Source organism: Kineococcus vitellinus, from assembly GCF_009906315.1.
GTDB lineage: Bacteria > Actinomycetota > Actinomycetes > Actinomycetales > Kineococcaceae > Kineococcus > Kineococcus vitellinus.
Genome location: NZ_JAAALL010000372.1, coordinates 1 through 3656, shown reverse-complemented (window position 1 = coordinate 3656; position 3656 = coordinate 1). Strand labels below are relative to the sequence as shown.

At 77.5% G+C, this 3656-nt stretch carries 5 protein-coding genes; all 5 read left to right on the top strand.

What is annotated here, in order from left to right; translation table 11 throughout:
- Positions 1-174: 174 nt before the first annotated feature.
- Entirely contained in the window at positions 175-561 is a 387-nt protein-coding gene (locus GTQ99_RS21010; protein WP_166617646.1) for a hypothetical protein, read from the top strand.
- 162 nt (positions 562-723) lie between these two features.
- Positions 724-1158 carry an SDR family oxidoreductase gene (locus tag GTQ99_RS21005; RefSeq protein WP_166617645.1) on the top strand — a complete coding sequence of 145 codons (435 nt, stop codon included), beginning with the start codon at positions 724-726 and terminating at the stop codon, positions 1156-1158.
- 619 nt (positions 1159-1777) lie between these two features.
- Positions 1778-2617, top strand: coding sequence for an ABC transporter substrate-binding protein (locus GTQ99_RS21000; RefSeq protein ID WP_205707947.1), 840 nt, complete (start codon positions 1778-1780; stop codon positions 2615-2617).
- A 49-nt stretch (positions 2618-2666) separates the two neighbouring features.
- Positions 2667-2861: a hypothetical protein gene (locus GTQ99_RS20995; RefSeq protein WP_205707946.1), complete on the top strand. Its 195-nt coding sequence runs from the start codon at positions 2667-2669 to the stop codon at positions 2859-2861.
- A 124-nt stretch (positions 2862-2985) separates the two neighbouring features.
- Entirely contained in the window at positions 2986-3597 is a 612-nt protein-coding gene (locus GTQ99_RS20990) for a maleylpyruvate isomerase family mycothiol-dependent enzyme (RefSeq protein ID WP_166617642.1), read from the top strand.
- Positions 3598-3656: the final 59 nt, after the last annotated feature.

Genomic DNA, 3656 nt, shown 5'->3' with positions numbered 1-3656 from the left:
CCGCCACCCTCTGACGGGAACCGGTGGCGGGCACCGTGCCCGGGTCGCCGTCGGCGGCCCGGGTTCCCGGCCGCAGTCCGCGACCCGTGCCACCACCGCAGCGGCACCCGCCGCGGAGCGGGTGCGTCCAGCAGCGCCACGCTCCCCACGTGACCGTCGGGCATCCCCGGCACCGTGCGCGCACCGGTGCCCGCGACGGCGCGGGCACGTGGCCAGGTGCCGGCGTTCCGCGGGTGCCGGCACGAGGTCGTCGAAGCCGTCGAACTCCACCGACGCGACCTGCTCGACGTCCACCCCGACCCGGCCCGCCGTCGAGGCGGCCACGAGGACGACACCGCCTGCGGGGAGGCGGACAGGTGCACCCCCGCGGCGGGCCGGTCCCCGGAACCCTCCAGCGGCACGGGCCTGCCGTGGGGTGCGGCGGCGCCCGTGCGCCCGCAGGTGCGGCACTGCCGGCCCACGCGCACCCGCTCGGGTTCGGCGCCGCTCGGGCCGTCCGCGACGGTGCGCAGCAACCAGGACGCCGTGGCCGAGCGGCGGCGGTCCACCGCCCGGTGGTAGCGCCGTGCGCGGGCGAGTTCGGCCGCGCTCAGCAGTTCGGTGCCGGGGCCGTCGGGGTCCAGCAGGGCGGGTGGCGCTGCCGGCGGTGAGATCTCCGTCGTGCGGGCGGATCCGCCTCCGGGGTTGACGAGCGGTGCTGAGGTGAGGCTAACCTCGTAAACTGTGAGCAGCCAAGCGCGCAGCAGCACGCCGGTGACCGTGGTCACCGGCGCGGCCGGCGCCATCGTCGCGGTCAGCTGGAACGCCGCGAAACTGCCGCGCACCGGGACGGCCGCCTACGCGGCCTCCGAGGCGGCCGCGACGCGGTACGTGCGCTGCCTCGGCCTGGAACCGGCCGCCGCCGGGGTCCGCTGCAACGTCGTCCCACCCGGGTCCACCGAAACCCCCGTGCAGCGCGTCCTGAACCCCGTCGCCGCGGCGGGCCGCGAGGCGGCCCTGCGCGGCGACGCGAACACCTCCCGCGTCGGCACCCCGATGGGACGCCTGGCCGAACCCGTCGACGTCGCCGAGGCCGTGAGCTCCCTGCTCTCCGACGCGGCCCGGCACATCACCACGACCGACCTGCTCGTGGACGGCGGCGCCTCGCTGCGCGACTGACGGCGGACCGAGCCCACCGTCGCACCCCGTCGCCACGGCGGCAGACCCCTGGAAACCCGGAGCCACCCCGTGTCCACACCCCTGCCCCGCGCCCCGCACGCGTCCCCGGCGCCGACGAGCTGCTGGCCGCCTACCGGCCGGGCACCGGCACCGGGCGCGGCGGAAACCCGTGCGGCGGGAACCCGTGCGGCGGGAACCCGCTCGGCCGAGCTGCGCCACGTGGTCGCCACCAGCGGCGCGAGCGTCCTCGTCACCACCGACGTCACGGCACCGGAGCGGCCCGCGGACCCGGCGTGGCCACCGCGGTCCGCTCGTCCTCACCCCCGTCCCGCTCGAGCACGAGGCGGTGGTCGCGCCCGAGGGCTGGAGCGCCCTCGTGCCGCTGCTCGCCGACGCGCCGGCGGTGCGCACCCCCGGAACACCCACGACGACCACCGACGGTGGTCGAGAGCGAGGAGAACGATGAACGCGTCCACCACCCCCGGCGAGCGCACCCCGCGGCGACGGGCCGTCCTGGCCGCCACCGGTGGCCTGGTGCTGCTGCTGGCCGGCTGCGGCGGCGAGCAGCCCGTCCGCGCCCGCCACCCGCACGATCGGCACCGCCCGGGGCGAGGTCACCGTGCCCGGCGACCCGCAGCGCATCGTCGTGCTCTCCGGGGGCCTGGCCGGGTACCTGTTCGCCCTGGACGCGCCCGTGGTCGCCACCGACACCCGCGTGCTGGGCGTCACCGACCTCGACGGGGGTTTCCCGCCCTCCTGGGCGGCCGAGGCGAAGGAGCAGGGCACCGCCGCGCTGCCCGCCGGCGAGCAGCTGAACGTCGAGGCCGTCGCCGCCGCCCAGCCGGACCTCATCATCGGTGGCGGGCAGGGCATCACAGCCGTTCAGGCCGCGGACAGCTACGACGCCCTCAGCGCGATCGCCCCCACGGTGCTGGTCCCGACCACCACCACCGCCTGGCAGGAGCAGCTGGACCTCGTGGCCGAGGCGGCCGGTCGTGCCGACGGCGTGCAGGAGCTGACCCGCACCTACGAGGAGGAGGTGGCGCAGGTGCGGCGGGACGTGGACCTCCCGCAGGGGGCCGCGGTGTTCCTGCTGTCCCTGCCCAACGGCAAGCCGTACCTCGTCCCGGCCGACGCGGCGCTGCCCCGGCTGACCGCCGAGGTCGGCCTCACCCCCGACGACGTGGTCACCGAGGCGGGGAACCCGCCGCTGTACGGCAGCGGCGACTCCTTCGAGGTCAGCCCGGAACTGCTGGCCTCCGTCGCGGACGCCCCCAACGCCTTCGTCGTCGACCTCGGGGGCCGCGGCCTGCAGGAGCTGAAGGCCGACCCGCTGTACGCGGCGCTGCCCTCGTTCGCCGCCGGGAACGTGTGGGAACTGCCCGCCACGAGCTACCGGCCGGACTACGACGGGGCGCTGGGCGCCCTCGACGCCCTGGAGCGGCTGTTCGCCGCCTGAAGCGCGAGCACGACGGGACGTGGGGGGACGCGACGTGGGAGGAGTGGACGTGGAGGGGCGGGACGTGGCGGAGGAGGACCTCTTCGACCGCGGCCTGGACTCCGTGCGGCTGACGACCCTGGTCGAGCGGCGGCGTTCCGCGGGCCTGACCGGCCTGGAGTTCCCCGACCTCGCCGAGCAGCCGCGGCTGAGCGCGCGGGTCGCCCCGGCCCGGGAGGTGGGTGCCGGCCGGCAGGGCCGATGAGTCCGCGCCGGTGGTGGGGTCACCCGTGCGCAGGTGCCTCCACCACCGGGGGACCCTCCGTCGAGGCGTGGGGGCCGCGGGGTGGATCCTGCGTCCAGCGGCCCCGTCCCGTCAGGAGACCCCGATGACCGATCCGCAGTCCTGGGTGGCGCCGACCTGCGCGGGCCTCGCCGACCTGCTCGAGGCCGGCGCTGACGGCGGTGCGTGGGACGCGCCGTCCTCGTGCCGCGGGTGGCGGGTGCGCCACGTGGTCGCGCACGTGACGATGCCGGTGCGGCTGGACCCGCAGCGCTTCGCCGCCGAGATGGCGGCGGCCGGGGGCGACTTCGGCGTCCTCTCCGACACCGTGGCCGAGCGGGACGCGTCGCTGCCGGTGGGCGAGCTGCTGGCGCAGCTGCGCTCACCGCGGCTGCACGCGTGGCAGCCGCCCGGCGGGGACGGCGGCGGGAACGCCGCCGGAGCGCTCAGCCACGCCGTCATCCACTCCCTGGACGTGACGATCCCGCTGGGCCGGGACCCGGTCGCACCCCCCGGGGCGGTGCGGGCCGTCCTGGAGCAGCTGGTGGCGGCGCGCGGCGCCTGGTTCGGGGTGGACCTCGACGGCGTGCGGCTGGAGGCCACCGACGGGGACTTCGGCTGGGGCGGCGGCCGCCTGGTGAGCGCGGGCAGCGGTGCCCTGGTGGCGCTGCTGAGCGGGCGGACGCTGCCGGACGGTCGCAGCCTGCCCCGCGGCTGACGGGCCCGGTCCCGCGCCCGCTCAGCAGCGCCACCAGGGCACCGCTGCCCGCGCTCACC

What these genes read in the sequence shown, in the direction of transcription:
- GTQ99_RS20990 (WP_166617642.1), top strand. Translation starts at nt 2,986, where the DNA reads ATGACCGATCCGCAGTCCTGGGTGGCGCCGACCTGCGCGGGCCTCGCC.